At 62.1% G+C, this 14,414-nt stretch carries 14 protein-coding genes; 5 read left to right on the top strand and 9 right to left on the bottom strand.

Going from position 1 to position 14,414, the window contains the following annotated elements; all coding sequences use genetic code 11:
* Positions 1–73 precede the first annotated feature (73 nt).
* The 3 genes from FG13_RS03665 (at position 74) to FG13_RS03655 (ending at position 3,038) form a co-directional block, all read left to right on the top strand.
* On the top strand, positions 74–1,090 hold the full coding sequence (locus tag FG13_RS03665) for an aldo/keto reductase (protein WP_035818481.1): 1,017 nt from the start codon (positions 74–76) through the stop codon (positions 1,088–1,090).
* A gap of 19 nt (positions 1,091–1,109) precedes the next feature.
* Complete coding sequence (locus FG13_RS03660; protein ID WP_035818478.1) at positions 1,110–1,526, top strand: SRPBCC family protein; 417 nt, start codon at positions 1,110–1,112, stop codon at positions 1,524–1,526.
* A gap of 294 nt (positions 1,527–1,820) precedes the next feature.
* Positions 1,821–3,038 (top strand): MFS transporter, encoded by a 1,218-nt coding sequence (locus FG13_RS03655; RefSeq protein ID WP_035818476.1) that lies wholly within the window; start codon positions 1,821–1,823, stop codon positions 3,036–3,038.
* Between the two features lie 34 nt (positions 3,039–3,072).
* On the opposite strand, the gene FG13_RS03650 is transcribed toward FG13_RS03655, so the two are convergent.
* The 5 genes from FG13_RS03650 to FG13_RS03630 all read right to left on the bottom strand — a co-directional run bounded on the left by FG13_RS03650 (position 3,073) and on the right by FG13_RS03630 (position 7,622).
* Positions 3,073–3,477: a hypothetical protein gene (locus tag FG13_RS03650; RefSeq protein WP_035818474.1), complete on the bottom strand. Its 405-nt coding sequence runs from the start codon at positions 3,475–3,477 to the stop codon at positions 3,073–3,075.
* Positions 3,478–3,540: 63 nt separating this feature from the next.
* Positions 3,541–4,059 carry a hypothetical protein gene (locus FG13_RS03645; RefSeq protein WP_035818472.1) on the bottom strand — a complete coding sequence of 173 codons (519 nt, stop codon included), beginning with the start codon at positions 4,057–4,059 and terminating at the stop codon, positions 3,541–3,543.
* Positions 4,060–4,368: 309 nt separating this feature from the next.
* Entirely contained in the window at positions 4,369–4,767 is a 399-nt protein-coding gene (locus tag FG13_RS03640) for a hypothetical protein (RefSeq protein ID WP_035818471.1), read from the bottom strand.
* 477 nt (positions 4,768–5,244) lie between these two features.
* Complete coding sequence (locus FG13_RS03635) at positions 5,245–6,780, bottom strand: hybrid sensor histidine kinase/response regulator (RefSeq protein WP_035827086.1); 1,536 nt, start codon at positions 6,778–6,780, stop codon at positions 5,245–5,247.
* A gap of 11 nt (positions 6,781–6,791) precedes the next feature.
* The gene (locus tag FG13_RS03630; protein ID WP_035818470.1) at positions 6,792–7,622 is read right to left on the bottom strand and encodes an alpha/beta fold hydrolase; all 831 of its coding nucleotides are present in this window, start codon (positions 7,620–7,622) and stop codon (positions 6,792–6,794) included.
* 233 nt (positions 7,623–7,855) lie between these two features.
* On the opposite strand from FG13_RS03630, the gene FG13_RS03625 reads away from it, so the two are divergent.
* Positions 7,856–9,103, top strand: coding sequence for a PepSY-associated TM helix domain-containing protein (locus tag FG13_RS03625; protein WP_035827084.1), 1,248 nt, complete (start codon positions 7,856–7,858; stop codon positions 9,101–9,103).
* Positions 9,104–9,403: 300 nt separating this feature from the next.
* The gene (locus FG13_RS03620; RefSeq protein WP_235211656.1) at positions 9,404–11,707 is read left to right on the top strand and encodes a TonB-dependent receptor; all 2,304 of its coding nucleotides are present in this window, start codon (positions 9,404–9,406) and stop codon (positions 11,705–11,707) included.
* Here FG13_RS03620 and mdcH read toward each other — a convergent pair.
* The 4 genes from mdcH to madL are packed head-to-tail and all read right to left on the bottom strand — an operon-like array spanning position 11,704 to position 14,405.
* Positions 11,704–12,642 (bottom strand): malonate decarboxylase subunit epsilon, encoded by a 939-nt coding sequence (gene mdcH / locus FG13_RS03615; protein WP_035827081.1) that lies wholly within the window; start codon positions 12,640–12,642, stop codon positions 11,704–11,706. The genes FG13_RS03620 and mdcH overlap by 4 nt on opposite strands.
* Positions 12,639–13,247 (bottom strand): malonate decarboxylase holo-ACP synthase, encoded by a 609-nt coding sequence (locus FG13_RS03610; protein ID WP_035818468.1) that lies wholly within the window; start codon positions 13,245–13,247, stop codon positions 12,639–12,641. The genes mdcH and FG13_RS03610 overlap by 4 nt, the downstream gene beginning before the upstream one ends.
* The gene (madM, locus tag FG13_RS03605; protein ID WP_035818466.1) at positions 13,247–14,011 is read right to left on the bottom strand and encodes a malonate transporter subunit MadM; all 765 of its coding nucleotides are present in this window, start codon (positions 14,009–14,011) and stop codon (positions 13,247–13,249) included. The genes FG13_RS03610 and madM overlap by 1 nt, the downstream gene beginning before the upstream one ends.
* Positions 14,004–14,405, bottom strand: coding sequence for a malonate transporter subunit MadL (gene madL / locus FG13_RS03600; protein WP_035818465.1), 402 nt, complete (start codon positions 14,403–14,405; stop codon positions 14,004–14,006). Before madL ends, madM begins: the two co-directional genes overlap by 8 nt.
* Positions 14,406–14,414: the final 9 nt, after the last annotated feature.

Raw genomic sequence — 14,414 nt, 5'->3', positions numbered from 1 at the left:
AATTATGTCTTGGACAGGCTTAACTTGTCCAGCTATTCTGTCTTCACTGATCCACACATTGAAGGAAAACATCATGAGTATCAAACACTTACTGACAGGCAAACTGGGTTTCGGCACGGCGCCACTGGGTAATATGTTCCGCAACATTCCCGAAGAGGAAGCAATGGCAACGGTCGACGCGGCCTGGGAATCGGGCATCCGCTATTTCGATACGGCTCCGTTCTACGGCGCCGGCCTGGCCGAGCTGCGCCTGGGCGCCGCCCTGAAGCAGCGCCGCCGCGACGATTACGTACTCAGCACCAAGGTCGGCCGCCTCATCCTCGATGAACTGGAAGACCCGGCCGCCCGCGAACTGGGCGAAAAAGGCGGCTTGTTCGAATTTGGCCGCAAGAACAGAATCGTCGATGACTATACGGTCGACGCCACCCTGCGCTCGATCGAAGACAGCCTCAAGCGCCTGGATACGGACCGCCTCGACATCGTCTGGGTACACGACATCGCGCAAGACTTCCACGGCGACAACTGGTTGGCGCAGTTCGAGATTGCCCGCACTGGCGCCTTCCGCGTGTTGACCCGCTTGCGCGAAGAAGGCGTCATCAAGGCCTGGGGCGTGGGCGTGAACAAGGTGGAACCGCTGGAACTGACCCTGGATTTAAGCGAAGCGCAGCCTGACGCCTTCCTGCTGGCCGGGCGCTACACCCTGCTCGACCATGAGCGTGCGCTGCAGCGATTGATGCCAGCCGCTGCAAAACAGAACGTCGACATCGTCGTGGGCGGTCCCTACAGCTCGGGCATCCTGGCCGGTGGCGCGCACTTTGAATACCAGAAAGCGTCGCCCGAAATCATCGCCAAGGTGGAACGCATCAAGACGATTGCCGCCCGCCACGGCGTCAGCGTCAAGGCGGCCGCCCTGCAATTCTCGCTGACCAATTCGGCCGTGGCTGCCGTGATCCCCGGCGCCAGCCGTCCGGAACGCCTGGCCGAAGACCAGCAAGCACTGAACAGCGTCATCCCCGCCGCCTTCTGGCAAGACATGCGCACCGAACAACTGGTGTCGCCGTTCGCGCCCCTGCCAACTGGCACCAACTAATATATAAAGGAATACCATCATGGCACATACCACGACTTCCATCGATATCGCCGCCACGCCGGGGCAAGTGTGGCAACTGATCGGCGGCTTCAATTCGCTGCCCGACTGGCTGCCGTATATTCCCAGCAGCACGCTCATCGACGGGGGCCGCATCCGCCACCTGGCCACCCCGGCCGGCGACGTCATCGTCGAGCAGCTGGAAGCGTATGACAATGCGGCGCGCAGCTACAGCTATTCGATTTTGCAGGCGCCGTTTCCTGCCAGAGATTACCTGTCCACCCTGCAAGTGAGCGCGATTCCCGGCAGCGCTGGCGCGCGGGTCACCTGGTCGGGCCGCTTTACGCCTGTCGGGGTCAGCGAACAGGACGTGACGGAGCTGTTCCACGGCATTTACGTAGCGGGACTGGAAGCGCTGCAGCAATCATTAGCGAAGTAAGGCGCTGCGAAGACCATTTCCGCCACAGCCAGCTTTTCTTCGTCTGCCCTGTGGCGGAATCGCGCAGATTCCGTGTTATCGTTAACAATAAGCGCAAGTGCGGTTGTGTGCAGTGCAGCAGATTTTAGCCATCGCCCAGCAGAGCTTGCCCGAATCTTTTACAATGTTGTCCTTGGGCAGTTCCTATCGCCCGAAAATACCGGCCAGCCGTCGACTCTGGTGGCGCATTGCCACTTCCGGCCGGGCCACAACGCACCACTCCACCCTGTCATTCTTTACCCAACCAACAAGAACATGCACGCCTCCGTAGATCCCCTGATTCCGCGCGTCACCGCGCCTTTTGGCGCCGGCTATGCCGACCTGGCCCTGGCCATCGGCGGCCTCGCCATCGGCACGGGCGAATTCGCCTCCATGAGCATCCTGCCCGTGGTGGCCGACGACCTGGGCACGACCTTGCCGCAGATGAGCCACATGATCAGTGCCTACGCGCTGGGCGTGGTCGTCGGCGCGCCCCTGATCACGATCTTCCTGGCGCGCATGCCGCGCCGGCTGATGCTGATCTGTCTGATGCTGATGTTCGCTGGCGGCAACTTGCTCAGCGCTATCGCCCCTAATTATGGCTTGCTGGTCGTGGCGCGTTTCGTGGCCGGCATCCCGCATGGCGCCTATTTCGGCGTCGCGGCGCTGGTGGCGGCCGCGCTGGCCGAACCGGACAAGCGGGGCCAGGCCGTGGCCCGCGTCCTGATGGGCTTGACCGTGGCGAATATCTTCGGCGTGCCGCTGGCCACGTATATCGGCCAGACCCTCGGCTGGCGCTCGGCCTTTTTGCTGGTCGCCGCGCTGGGCTTGCTGACCATGCTGATGGTGCGCATCTTCGTGCCGATGGTGGCTGCCGGCGATTCCAGCCCGCGCCGCGAACTGGGCGTGTTCCGCCGCCTGCAAGTGTGGCTGACCCTGCTGATGGTGGCGATCGGCTTCGGCGGCATGTTCGCCGTCTACACCTTCATCACGCCAACCTTGCTGGAAATCACGAAAGTGTCGCCCCTGGTCATTTCCATCCTGCTGGCCATCATCGGCGTCGGCATGACGGTGGGTAACCTGATCGGCGGCTGGCTGGCCGACCGCTCGCGCCTGTGGACCATCTTTGGCGTGCTGCTGTGGAACGTGGCCGCCCTGGCCGCATTTACCTACACCAGCAGCAATGTCTGGCTGACGGCCATCAATCTGTTCGCCATCGGCGCCGGCATCGCCGTTGCTCCCGCCGTACAGACGCGCTTGATGGACGTGGCCGGCGACGCGCAAACCGTGGCCGCCGCCCTCAACCATTCCGCCTTCAACATCGCCAACGCGCTGGGCGCCTGGGCCGGCGGCATCGCCATCGCCATGGGCATGGGCTTGCGTTCGACGGGCTGGGTCGGCGCCATGCTGGCCTGCGGCGGCATCGTCGTGCTCGGCATTTCCGTGCTGGTGGAAAACCGCAGCCGCAATGTGGGCGGCGCGCAACCGGCTTGATGGAATAAGCAGGCGGCCGCCGGGTCTGGCGGCCCTAGGCGTCCACCCACGCAAACAGCGCCTTGTCTGGCGTGGCAGACCGATGCCAGTTTGATTTCAATTCCATCAACAATCCGGCCAGGTCGCATGGCTGGGCATCCAGGTCCGCCCATGGCGCCGTTCTGGACCATGCCACGGCAAGCGCCAGCAAGTCGTCATCCGCCATCCGGCCTATCGCTTGCGCAATCGCATCATTGAATACGTGAATGTCGCGCCCCTCTATCCGCAGGGGCCGCAGCACCGGCTCTGCCGACTGGGTCAGCAATTGACCCAGCGATGCAAAATCGAGTTCCCCTGGCAAGGTGATGCCGGTGACGGGAAACGCATCGAAGGCCTCTTCCCAGCTGGCACAGGCGCGCATCCCGGCGTCGGAACAGACAAAAATATCGATTTTCTTCATGTAATCAAGTCATGCATCAGACATGTATCAGTACGGCTGAATATTGATGAGCTCAAGCTTCGTTCAGCAAGGCACGCCTTGCCGGTTCGACCTCTCGCGGTCATACCGCCGCTCAAAGGCGCCGGCATCGTCCGCTTCTGCCCACAAGCTTGCGATGTAGTCGAACTCCAGTTCGAACGGCTGCTGAAAATCGGACACGTCGAGCGCGTATTCGCAATTGCGGCTCAGCATGACCAGCCAGTCGGGATAATCGAGCGCCGGGTACAAGCGGGTCAAGATGGCGTCGAGCGACTGCACGCTTTCGCTGCCTGCCAGATAGGCGGCGCGCAGTTCGACGATGTATTTGCCAGCGAGGAATTGTTCCTCCAGGCGCGTGTCGCCGCGGTAGCGTCCGACGATGGCCTCGGCCAAGGGCAGCACCTCGTCAACGCCCCGGGCGCTGGCCAGCAGCACGATATTCAGGTCATCGCCCTCCTGATCCAGGCGCAAGCGCTCCACGGCCCAGTCCACGCAGCGGTCCGCCCGGCCATCGCCATGGCGCAGCCGGAAGCATTCCAGCTCAAGTTCCGTCAATTGTTCCATTATTTATTCTTCGCAAGCGCGTCGTTACCATAAACGGTGTCCGGCACCAAGAAGGATGGTTGCCGCGGCCATATTATACGACGGGCAGAAAAAAACACGCGCAGGGAATAACGATTGAAAAGACCGGGGAATCGTTTCGATAAGCGAGAGAGGAAACAATTAATTATACTGCCGCGCAGCGGAGCATTTAATCAGAGCAAGGAAACCAATGAATCAATTAGCAATCCAGGGAATCAGGAAAATATTATTAAAGAAACATCAAAACAAAAAGGCCATGCGCGCAAGGTGCGAACATGGCCATCACCTCGCTTATTGCGGATTCGACGCCACGATGAATGGATCGAAAGTCAGCAGCGTGTTATTCGCCAGCAACAAGGTCATCGTATATTGCACATTGCTGCCTTTGGCATTCACGCGGCCGCCCCATACGGTATTGCTGTATTGCGGGTAAGGCGCCGGATTGATCATGCCATTGCTGATGGCGGTGCCACCGAAGCTGTGAATGGAAACCTGCTCGGCCGGGTCCAGCGATTCGACGTTCCAGACGATGGTGTCGCCGTTCTGGCAGGTGGTCACCAGTTCATTGCCGCCTTCGTTGCCGTTGCCCGAGTAGCCCGTCGTGTCGACCATGAAGACATACTTGCTCAGATTTTTTTGCGCCACTGCCTGACCGACATTGACCGCCACCAGTACGTTAATTGTTGCCATGGATTTACCCCTATTTGGAATGGAATTAAACATTACAACTATCCTTTGTGCGATGAAATAACGAAGATCCAGTCAAATTACCGGCAGCGCTTCGCACGCAATCGGAATTCATCACTGGCGCATAAAAATACGCGAAATGTATCAATTAAAAATACACAGAATATATCAATAAATCACCAAATCTATCGACAATATAGTGCGCTTGATGATCAATAATATTTTTTGACCCGCATTATCGCAACCACGATGAGAGGATATTTTAATTATTTTTTCAAGTCAAATTATTTTTAATAATAATCAGAATCTATCCATTAATAACATTTAATTTTTAAATGAAATTTTTTATGAATTGAGTATTGGTATTCCGTGTTTGATTTACCGCAAACAAGTGAGGTATTCCAACGGAAATAGATGGTGGGGAGGCGAACAGGCGCAGGCAATGGCTGCCGCATGCGGGCCGGACGGCCCTGCGGCAACTCAGCTCGTTTGCAGCATCTTTTGCAGCACTGCATCGAGCTCGTAAAAATCCACGGGCTTGGTCAGGTGCAAATCGAAGCCCGCATCGGATGCCATCTGGCGATCCTTGTCCTGGCCCCAGCCCGTGACGGCCACGAGGATGGCGTCCTTGCCGCAGGGCTCACTACGCAACAGCCGCGCCACGTCATAGCCATTCATGTGCGGCAAGCCGATATCGAGCAGGATCACTTGTGGCATGAAAACTTGCGCCGCCGCCATGCCGGCCGGGCCATCATAGGCCGTGCGCACGTCATAGCCGAGGATGTCGAGCGCCAGCGCCAGGCTTTCGGCCGCGTCGGCGCTGTCGTCGATGACCAGCACCTTGCCCTCGCGCGTGCCGGCCAGCAAGCGGCGGTTGGATTCGGGCGGCGCCAGCAAAGGCACGGCCGGTAGCGGCAGACGCAATGTAAAAGTGCTGCCCTGCCCGACGCCATCGCTGTGCGCGCTGATGCTGCCGCCATGCAATTCGGCCAGGCCGCGCACCAGCGACAGGCCGATGCCCAAGCCGCCCTGAGCCCGCGACAGGGCCGGCTCCAGCTGCGAAAACAGGTCAAATACCTTGTCCAGGTGCTCGGGCGCGATGCCGATACCCGAATCGCGCACGGTAATGTGTACGTCGTTTTCCGTGCATGCCACGTCCAGCCCGATGACGCCGTTGGCGGGCGTGTATTTGACGGCGTTGGTCAGCAGGTTGCCGATCATCTGCCCCAGGCGCGTCGCGTCGGCATCGAGCCAGATGGCTTGCGGCCATTGCTCCACGAGCACCTTGTGGCCCGATTGCGCCGCCAGCTCCGCCACGCTGTGCAGGGCCGCTTCCACCACGGGCGCCAGTTCCACGCTGGCGCGGCGCAGTTCCAGACGGCCCTGCGTGATGCGCGACACTTCCATCAAATCGTCGACCAGGTGCGTCATGTGGCCCACCTGCCGGCCCAGCACGTCGCGCGCCCAGCACAGCTGCGGGTCGTCCAGCTGCGCCAGGCGCAGCACTTCCAGCACATTGCGCATGGGCGCCAGCGGATTGCGCAGCTCGTGCGCCAGGGTGGCCAGGAATTCGTCCTTGCGCCGGTCGGCGGCCGCCAGCTGCTCGTTGAGTTCGCCCGCCTCCTTGCGCGCCAGTTGCAGCTGCTGTTCGTACTTGCGCCGGTCGCTGGCGACGAAAGCGGCGATCTCGTCATAGCGAACGCCGTCATGCACGCGGCGCACGGCGTTGAACAGCATGGGGATGGATTGCCCCTGGCGCTGGCGCATGTCGAGCAATATTTCCGATACGCTACCCTGCACCTGCATCAACGGCAGCCAGTGCGTCTGGTGAAACACGCGCCCGCCGATGGTCAGCAAGTCCTGCAACTTCTTTTTCCCGATCAATTCTTCGGCGCCATAGCCGAGCCAGCCGCAAAACGTGGCGTTCGCCTGCACGATGGTGCCGTCGGCCGTGCACAGCAGCAAACCGCAAGCGGCGTGCTGGAACAAGGTAGTGGTATCAGGCAAGGAAGGCATCGTGTCGCGCATTACAGGTGCAGGCCGTCGAGAAAACGGCGGATGGCGCGGTAGCTGGCATCGGGCGCACTCATGTGCGGGCAATGGCCCACATTCTCGATCACGTGCAGGCTGCTGCGTGGCAGCATTTCGCGCAGGTACTCGCCCACAAACGGCGGCGCGATGAAGTCGTCGCTGCATTGCACGATCAGGGCCGGTGTGCTGTTGTGCGGCAAGACGGCGCGGTGGTCGGACAAAAAAGTGGCTTGCGCGAAATGCCGGGCGATGGCGGGATCCGTGCGGCAAAAGCTGCTCACCAGGTCTTGCCCCAGCGCCGGCTGGCCGGGCGCGCCCATGATGGCAGGCGCCATGCCGGCGGACCAGCCCAGGTAATTGCTGTCCATGGCATCGAGCAAGTCGTCGATATCGGCACGGCTGAAGCCGCCACGGTAGCCGGCCGCCGCATCGTCGACATAGCACGGCGACGGCGCCAGCATGACTTGCGCGGCAAACAGCTCCGGCTCGGCAATGGTCGCCAGCAAGGCACTCATGGCGCTGACGGAATGGCCCACGCAAATCACGGGGCCGCCGCCAACGGCATGGATGACCTGGCGCAAATCGGCGCCATGCGCGTCGAGCCGCGCGTAGCTTTCGAAATCATAGGCGCCCAGGTCCGAAGCGCCGCTGCCGACCAGGTCGAACAGCACGGTGCGGTAGTGGGTGCGAAACAGCGGCTCCAGGTAGCGCCACATGGTTTGATCACAGCCAAAGCCATGCATGAACACCATGGTGGCTGCCGCGTGCCTTGGCGGCACGGCGCTGCATTCGCGAATGCGGACATTGTTCCGGTCTTCTATGCGCATGCCGCTTCAGCCTTGAGTATTTCCATGTGGAATGTATATTAACTTCTTGCTAGCATCTTAGCATGCGCTATTTAACATTGGGCAACACCATTGGCGCTGGACAAACGCCACATCACGGCGGATAATGAGAACGATTCCCATTATCAAAATGTCAGGCTTGTGCCTGGCCCTGTGCGCCCCGGTGGCGCCTGCTGGCGGCAACAAGCCGGTTTCATGTTGAAGGTTTGTACCGCATGCGCGCTTTCTGGACTGTCATACACCGCTGGGCCGGCCTCACCATCGCCCTCTTCCTCATCGTTGCCGGCTTGACGGGCGCCGTCACGTCGTGGGACCACGAACTGGACGAGTGGCTCAACGCCGACATCATGGACACGCCGGGCCGCGGCCCCCTGCAGCAACCATTTACGCTGGCGCAAAAAGTCGCCGCCGCCGATCCGCGCGTGGAAGTCAATTACATGACCCTGGGCCTGGAAGAAGGTCATGCGGGCGCCTTCATGGTGCGCCCATTGACCGACCCGGCCACGAACAAGCCGTTCGTGCTCGACTACAACACCGTCTACATCGACCCCGTCACGGCGCAGATCACGGGCACGCGCGATTCGACGGCCATCTCCCTGTCGCGCCGCAGCCTGATGCCATTCCTGCGCCATCTGCACTACAGCCTGCACGTGCCCGCCTTCTGGGGTACGGACCGCTGGGGTTACTGGCTGATGGGGACAGTTGCCCTGATCTGGCTGCTCGACAGCATGGTGGCGTTTTACCTGACCACGCCGCGCCGTTTGCGCCCGCGCGCGCAAGACGAAACGCCGCGCCACCGCGACGCCGCCAGCTGGTGGCAGCGGTGGAAACCGTCGTGGGTCGTGCGCTGGGCGGCCGGCGGCTACAAGCTCAATTTCGATCTGCACCGCGCGGGCGGCCTGTGGGTGTGGGCCGTCATTATTGTTGTCGCGTTTACCTCGTTCTCGCTGAACCTGTACCGCGAAGTGTTCTATCCCGTCATGTCGCTCGTGTCCACCACCACGCCGGGACCGTACGAAACGCAGACGCCGGCGCCCTACGGCACGTACATCACGCCCATGATCGGTTTCGAGCAAGCCGTGGACATCGCCAAAAAGCAAGCCATGCAGCGCGGCATCACCTCGCCCATCGGCGGCATTTATTATGGCGGCAATTACTCGTTCTACAACGTCTCCTTCTTCGACCCGGCCGACGAATTCGGCGCGGCCGGCATGGGCCTGTCGAACCTCTACGTCGACGGCATGGACGGCAGCATCATCGGCCAGCACAAACCGTGGGAAGGCACGGCGGCCGACGTCTTCGTGCAACTGCAATTCCCCCTGCACTCGGGCCGCATCCTCGGCTTGCCGGGCCGCATCATGATGTCCTTCATGGGCGTGATGGTGGCCATGCTGTCGGTGACGGGCATCGTCATCTGGGAGCGCAAACGGCGCGCGCGCCGGCTGCAGGCGCGAAGCCATTGAAGCTTACCTGAAGCAGCACCCCCATCACGGCGCAGGCGGACGCATTCAGCCTTCGCCGCACACGCGCACCGCGTAACTCCACCCCACCTCCGCACTTCGCTACACGGTAGCCGGCTCATGCCGGCTGTCCGCGCTGCGCTCTCCATGCGGCTAAATGCAGTTTACTTGCAATAGAGTTAGGTGCAAGTTATTATTGCAACTTAATTGCATCTACACCTTCGCGCTGCGCCTGCGTCCAGCGCCAGCACCCATTCCGTCTTTTTAGAGAGTCTTATGCGCCATCACGTATTCGCAGCCGCCATGCTGTCCACTGCCCCGCTCGCTTACGCGGCCGACGACGTCACCTTGCAGACCATCAAGGTCCGGGCAGACAAGCCTTCCAGCATCGACAGCGTCGTTCTGGTCGAGAATACGCAAGCCCAGAACAGGACCTTGGGCAACATGCTCGAGCATGTCTCGGGCGTGCAAAGCAGCGCCTTCGGGCCGAATGCGGGTGCACCGGTGATACGCAGCCTGAGCGGCAGCCGCGTGCAGATACTCGAAGACGGCCAGTCCATCCTCGGCATGAATGCGCTCAGCGGCGACATCAACATCCCGTTCGATCCCCTGTTTGCGCGCAGCGTGACCGTCAACAAATCGTCCGATAGCGTGCGTTTTGGCGGCAATGCGATTGGCGGCAGCGTCGATGTCGATTCCGGCCTCATTTCCAGGAAGATGGAGAGCAAGGAGAAAGACCTGGAATTCGTCCTGCGCAAGGGCTTCAACGACGCCAACGCCCAGGGCTTGCGCATGAACTTCAACGATGGCAAGCGCTTCTCGACGAATCTGCAAATGTCATTCCAGAAGATCGGGCATTACGATATTTCTGGCAACAGCAAGGCGGGCGTGTGCAACAGCCAGCTGTTCCCCTTGAAGGGCGGCGTGAATACCTTTCTGGCCGACAGTTGCCAGAAAGAAGCGAGGATCCAGCAAGTCTACAACAAGGCGTCGCAACCGTTTATCGACCAGTTCATGAAGGAAAATCCGGACTGGGCCGATGGTGATTTTTCCTTCTATACGAATCAGCCGACCTCCGTCTGGCAGCGCAAGACCTACGTCAATCCGGCCAACCCCGCTTACGTGCCCGGTACGCCCAAGACGGTGCAGAACAAGATCAACAAGGACGTGACTCCCGACTACCACGGCACCCTGGGCAACAGCCATGCCAGCAATTCCCACTTTGCCGTCGGCAGCACCTACTTTTTCGATCGCGGCTACGTGGCCGTCAGCGTCGACACCAAGAATAGCGAGTATGGCGTGCCGGGCTTTTCCATGGAAAACAAGTCGTTCGGCGCGAACTATGATGAGGGGCTGCCCGTCGGCGTCGTGATCAGCCAGGATAAATATGCGCTGGAAGCGAAGCTGCTCGACCCCGTCGCGTATATGGAAAGCGTGCAGCTGCGCGTGTCCCGTTTGAGCAATACGTCGGGAGAACGCCTCGGTGCGGCCAAGGCGAACGATTACCAGTTCGACACCAATCAGGCCGAACTGCTGCTGGCGCACCGGCGCGCGGGCCCATTGAGCGGCTTGCTTGGCTTGAGCCATCAATCCCGGGAAATCGCCGGTAGCGGACCTCAACTGTACCTGCCCGATGCGAGCACGGCCAGCCGCGCACTGTTCCTGAAGGAAAGGCTGGACTTCGACTGGGCCACCTTCGATGCCGGTTTTCGCCATGAAAAAGTCGATCACGAGATCCGCAAGAGCGGCTTCAAGACGTCGAGGAATGCCAGCAATTCCAAACTCGAGGACAAGTCGTTCAGCCTGAACAGCTATAGCCTGGGGGCCTCGGCCAAGCTGGGCCAGCTGTTCGGCGCGAAGCTGCGCTATGCCTCCTCGGAAAGAGCGCCCGACGTCAATGAGTTGTACGCGAGCAACCGCCACTATTCGATCATGACGCAGGAAGAAGGCAACCAGAACCTGAAGGCCGAGCGCGCGCGGAATACCGAGCTTACGGGCTTATTCGCCAATCGCGGCTTCCAGCTGTCCGCAACGGGCTACGTCATGAAGTACGAGAACTATCTCTACCTTGGCCACTCGGGCGCCCAGATGGCCAATCGCCTGCCCTTGAAATATTGGAAGCAGACCGATACGACGGTCAGGGGATTCGAGATCGACGCCTCCCAGGTGATTCAGCTTGGCAGCTACGGCAAGCTGAACCTCTCTGCATTTGCCGACCTGGTCAAGAACAAGGCGGACAATCCCGACAAGCTGCGCGCGCACAACGACGGCGCGTATCTGCCCAACATGCCCACCAACCGCTATGGCGCGAATCTGCTGTGGGAAAACCAGGGCTGGAAGGCCAGGCTGTCCAGCACCTGGTACGACAAGCAGAAGTACCTGGGCAAAAGCGTCAGCGAGGAAGTGCCACTCGACGGCTACACCATGATGAACTTCCAGGTGAGCCGCGCACTGCAGGTGCCGAATTCACCGTTCGCAGGCCTCGAAGTATTTATTAGCGGCACCAACCTGCTCGATGACGATGCCAGGCCGCACAATTCTCCACTGAAATACATCGCGCCCTTGCCGGGCCGGGGTTTCCAGATTGGATTGAGCGCCAAGCTTTAAAGCACGGTACCACCGCGCTCCCTGCCCACCAGCGCCAGCAGGCTGTCGCCCCGGTTGCCGTCGCAGCAGATGGCCAGGCCATCCGTGAAGTCGGGTGCCGTCAGCCGCGTCAGGACGCTGCCGGGCGGCATTTCCAGCGCCAGCCGTGCGCCCCGCTCCCACGCCAGGCGCACGGTACTGCTCCACTGCACGCGCTGCGCCATGTTGGCGGCCAGGCTGTCGCGGATGCGGGCCGGGTCGAACAGCGCGCGCGCCGCGCTGCTACTCAGGTAGACGAGCGATGGCCGGCGCACGACCACACCATCGAAGGCGGCAGCCATGTCGCCTGCGGCGGCCTCCATCAACGGGCAATGCGACGGCACGCTGACGGCCAGGCGCCTGGTCTTGCTGGCGCCATGCGCCAGTGCCAGTGCCATCACGGCGTGCAAAGCAGGTTCGCTGCCGGCAATGGCGATCTGGCGCGGCGCGTTCAGATTGGCGACATACACGGGCGTGGCCGCGCCATGCACTTGCGCCAGCAAGGGTTCCAGCTGCGCAAGATCAAGTCCGATGATGGCCGCCATGCCGTAACCGGTGGGATACGCCTGCTCCATCAACTCGCCGCGCCGCGCCACCAGGCGCACGGCATCGGTGAAATCGAGCGCGCCGGCGACGACGGCCGCCGCATATTCGCCGATGGAAAAGCCGGCCACCATGGCCGGCAGCGCGCCACGCGCCGCCAAGGAGCGCGCCATGGCCACGCCCGCAATCAGCAAACACAATTGCACGGCCCGCGTCGACGCCAGCGCGGCAGCCGTGTCCAGCGCCAAAGGATCGTGGCCCAGCACTTCAGCCGCTTCGGCCAGGGCCGCCGCCACGGCCGCATCGCCGGGCAACGCATGCAGCATGCCCGGAGTCTGGGCGCCCTGGCCGGGAAATGTAAATAACACGCTCATGCCAGCTCCCATGGCGTAGCCGTCAGCACGGGACCGTGATCCGTTTTCAGCAAGACCCGGCCCCGCCCCGCCGCCCACTCGGCATACGCAAAGCCGCCGCTACCCGTGTCGATCTGCAGATCCAGCCGGCATGCCGTGACGGTCGCCGCGATGGCGCGCAGGGCCTCGGCCTGGGCGGCGTCCGGCGGCGCGGCGATGCGCAGCACGAGATCGAGGTCGCTGTCGGCGCGCAGCACGGGCAAGCTGCTCGCCAGCGCAAAGCCCACGCCGCCCGTCGGCCCCCACGCCCAGCCCGTGGCGTCCAGCAGCGGCGCCACCTGCCGCAACGCGTCGAGCGCAGCGCAGGAACAATCAGGCACTGGCGCATGCGCCAGCATTTCCGGCGTCACGCGGCGCACGACGGCGGCGGCATCCACTTCGCACGCATGCCGCTCGCTGCGCAGCATGCCGCGCAAGCCCACGGGGATGCGCCCGGGCGAGCAGCTGGCGCGCCGCACCACCACCGGTGCGGTCTGCAGCCAGGCGACGTCGGCCCAGGCGGGCAAGGATGCGTCGTCCGGCAAGCCGTCCAGCCACAGCAAATCATGCGCGCGCCAGGCTTCCATCAGGCCACCACCGCCTTGACGGCAAAAAACAGCAACGATGGCCCCAGCAAGCAGCCCAGGCCCGTATGAAACGTGGCCACCAGCGCGCCATACGGCACCAGTTTGCGGTCGGTGGCGGCAAGGCCCGCCGAGACGCCGCTGACGGTGCCGGCCAGGCCGCCGAAGACCATGGCCGAACGCGGCGTTTTCAGGCGCAGGAAACGCGCTGCGGCGGGCGTGCCGACCATCACCAGGATGGCCTTGATGAGGCCCGCCGCGATGCTCAGGGCCATGACGTCGGAACTGGCGCCGATGGCCGCACCCGTGACGGGGCCGACGATGTACGTGACGGCGCCGGCGCCGATGGTGGTCATGCTGACGGCGTCCGAATAGCCAAACGCGTACGCCACGCCGGCGCCGACGAGAAATGGCAGCACCACGCCCAGCATCAGCGCCACGACGCCGATCAGGCCCGCCTTGCGCGCTTCCGTCGCCTGCACTTCGAAGGCCGTGGCAACGATGGCAAAATCGCGCAGCATGGCGCCGCCCATCAGGCCGATGCCGCCGAACAGCGACAAATCGGCCAGGCCCTTGTGGCCGCCGCTATGCACACCGCCCCAGTAAGCGAGGCCCAGGCCGATCACGATGGCAATGGCCGAACCGTGCACGCGGCCCAGGGTAAGGTATTTCGACAGCGCCACCGACAGCAGCATGATCAGGCCGACAAAGGCGAATGCCGTCACGAGGCCGTTGTGGATGGCGGCTTTCTCAAAGAGCTCAAGCATGACGGTGCTCCTTGATCAACATCGGGTCGGCTTCGGCGGAAGGGTTTTCCATCCTGTTCATCAGCGAAATGACGGCGCCGCAGACCAGCACGGAACCGATGGCGGCCAGCACGGCCACCGGGCCGCCGCGCAGGGCCGCCACCACGTCCTGCTGCGCCGCCATCGCCACCACCACGGGAATATACATGGCGCCCCAGTATTCAACGCCCCGCTCCGTCATTGGCGGCAGCCAGGCGCGGCGCTGCATGTAGAGCCGGGCGCAGATCAATAGCAGCATGGCGATGCCCACGCCGCCCACGTTGGTCTTGACGCCCATCAGCTGCCCGAGCAGGTCGCCCAGGAAGATGCCGAGCAAATGGCATAAGGCCAGCAGTGCGGTTCCGTAAATGATCATGATTGTCTC

It is taken from the genome of Janthinobacterium sp. RA13, assembly GCF_000745325.1.
GTDB classification, from domain to species: domain Bacteria; phylum Pseudomonadota; class Gammaproteobacteria; order Burkholderiales; family Burkholderiaceae_D; genus Janthinobacterium; species Janthinobacterium rivuli.
The sequence above is the reverse complement of the archived record's forward strand: the minus strand, read 5'-3'. Positions and strand labels throughout refer to the sequence as shown.

Excerpts from the sequence above, each read along its gene's own strand:
- FG13_RS03665 (WP_035818481.1), top strand. The coding sequence starts at position 74 with ATGAGTATCAAACACTTACTGACAGGCAAACTGGGTTTCGGCACGGCG.
- FG13_RS03660 (WP_035818478.1), top strand. The coding sequence starts at position 1,110 with ATGGCACATACCACGACTTCCATCGATATCGCCGCCACGCCGGGGCAA.
- FG13_RS03655 (WP_035818476.1), top strand. The coding sequence starts at position 1,821 with ATGCACGCCTCCGTAGATCCCCTGATTCCGCGCGTCACCGCGCCTTTT.
- FG13_RS03650 (WP_035818474.1), bottom strand. The coding sequence starts at position 3,477 with ATGAAGAAAATCGATATTTTTGTCTGTTCCGACGCCGGGATGCGCGCC.
- FG13_RS03645 (WP_035818472.1), bottom strand. The coding sequence starts at position 4,059 with ATGGAACAATTGACGGAACTTGAGCTGGAATGCTTCCGGCTGCGCCAT.
- FG13_RS03640 (WP_035818471.1), bottom strand. The coding sequence starts at position 4,767 with ATGGCAACAATTAACGTACTGGTGGCGGTCAATGTCGGTCAGGCAGTG.
- FG13_RS03635 (WP_035827086.1), bottom strand. The coding sequence starts at position 6,780 with ATGCCTTCCTTGCCTGATACCACTACCTTGTTCCAGCACGCCGCTTGC.
- FG13_RS03630 (WP_035818470.1), bottom strand. The coding sequence starts at position 7,622 with ATGCGCATAGAAGACCGGAACAATGTCCGCATTCGCGAATGCAGCGCC.
- FG13_RS03625 (WP_035827084.1), top strand. The coding sequence starts at position 7,856 with ATGCGCGCTTTCTGGACTGTCATACACCGCTGGGCCGGCCTCACCATC.
- FG13_RS03620 (WP_235211656.1), top strand. The coding sequence starts at position 9,404 with ATGCTGTCCACTGCCCCGCTCGCTTACGCGGCCGACGACGTCACCTTG.
- mdcH (WP_035827081.1), bottom strand. The coding sequence starts at position 12,642 with ATGAGCGTGTTATTTACATTTCCCGGCCAGGGCGCCCAGACTCCGGGC.
- FG13_RS03610 (WP_035818468.1), bottom strand. The coding sequence starts at position 13,247 with ATGGAAGCCTGGCGCGCGCATGATTTGCTGTGGCTGGACGGCTTGCCG.
- madM (WP_035818466.1), bottom strand. The coding sequence starts at position 14,011 with ATGCTTGAGCTCTTTGAGAAAGCCGCCATCCACAACGGCCTCGTGACG.
- madL (WP_035818465.1), bottom strand. The coding sequence starts at position 14,405 with ATGATCATTTACGGAACCGCACTGCTGGCCTTATGCCATTTGCTCGGC.